The 1,164-nt window shown below is 72.3% G+C and carries 1 protein-coding gene; it reads right to left on the minus strand.

What is annotated here, in order from left to right; all coding sequences use genetic code 11:
• A partial coding sequence (locus TR50_RS42175) for an urease subunit alpha (RefSeq protein ID WP_063775270.1) occupies positions 1-1,152 on the minus strand: 1,152 nt, incomplete at its 3' end.
• Positions 1,153-1,164 lie beyond the last annotated feature (12 nt).

Below are 1,164 nucleotides of genomic sequence, written 5' to 3' on the forward strand. Positions count from 1 at the left end.
GTCGAGGGGGCCGAGTTCGTGCTTCATCTTGCCGGCCATGGCGAAGGTGCGGCGGACGGTCTCGCCGGCGCGGCCCATGCCCTGGGCGTCGGAGGAGGTGATGCCGATGACGCCGAGGTCGTGCAGGACGTCCTCGGCGCCCATGGTGCCGGCGCGGATGCGGTCGCGGGCCATGGCGGCGTCGCCGGGCAGGTCGGTCTTGAGGTCGTGGGCGGAGACGATCATGCCGAAGTGCTCGCCGAGCGCGTCGCGGCCGAAGGGCAGGGTGGGGTTGGTGGAGGAGCCGATGACGTTGGGGACGCCGGCCATCTTCAGCACGTTGGGGACGTGGCCGCCGCCGCAGCCCTCGATGTGGAAGGCGTGGATGGTGCGGCCCTCCAGCACGGCGAGGGTGTCCTGCACCGACAGGCACTCGTTGAGGCCGTCGGTGTGCAGGGCCACCTGCACGTCGTGCTCCTCGGCGACCCGCAGCGCGGTGTCCAGGGCGCGGGTGTGCGCGCCCATGTCCTCGTGGACCTTGAACCCCGACGCCCCGCCCTCGGCGAGGGCCTCCACCAGCGGACCCGCGTCGGAGGACGAACCACGCGCCAGGAAGCCGATGTTGACCGGCCAGGCGTCGAAGGCGTTGAACGCGTGCCGCAGCGCCCAGGGGGAGTTGACGCCGACGCCCCACACGGGGCCGAACTCCTGGCCGATGATGGTGGTGACGCCGGAGGCGAGCGAGGCCTCCATGATGCGCGGGGACAGCAGGTGGACGTGGGTGTCGATCGCGCCGGCGGTGGCGATCAGGCCCTCGCCGGACACGATCGTGGTCCCGGTGCCGACCACGACCTCGACGCCGTCGAGGGTGTCCGGGTTGCCCGCGCGCCCGATCGAGACGATGCGGCCCTCGCGGATCCCGATCGAGGTCTTGCGGATGCCCTGCACGGCGTCGATGACGGTGACGTTGGAGAGGACCACGTCGCAGGTGGCGCGGACGGTGGTGGCCTTGAGGTGGATGCCGTCGCGGGCGGTCTTGCCGAACCCGGCCAGGAACTCGCTGCCCGGCTCCTGGGAGTCGGACTCGATCCGCACGATCAGCCCGGAGTCGCCCAGCCGGATCCGGTCCCCGGCCCGGGGGCCGTGGACGGCGATGTAGTCGTGCGGGTCGATCGCGCCCCACGG

Origin of the sequence: Streptacidiphilus anmyonensis, assembly GCF_000787855.1 — a bacterium.
Lineage (GTDB): Bacteria > Actinomycetota > Actinomycetes > Streptomycetales > Streptomycetaceae > Streptacidiphilus > Streptacidiphilus anmyonensis.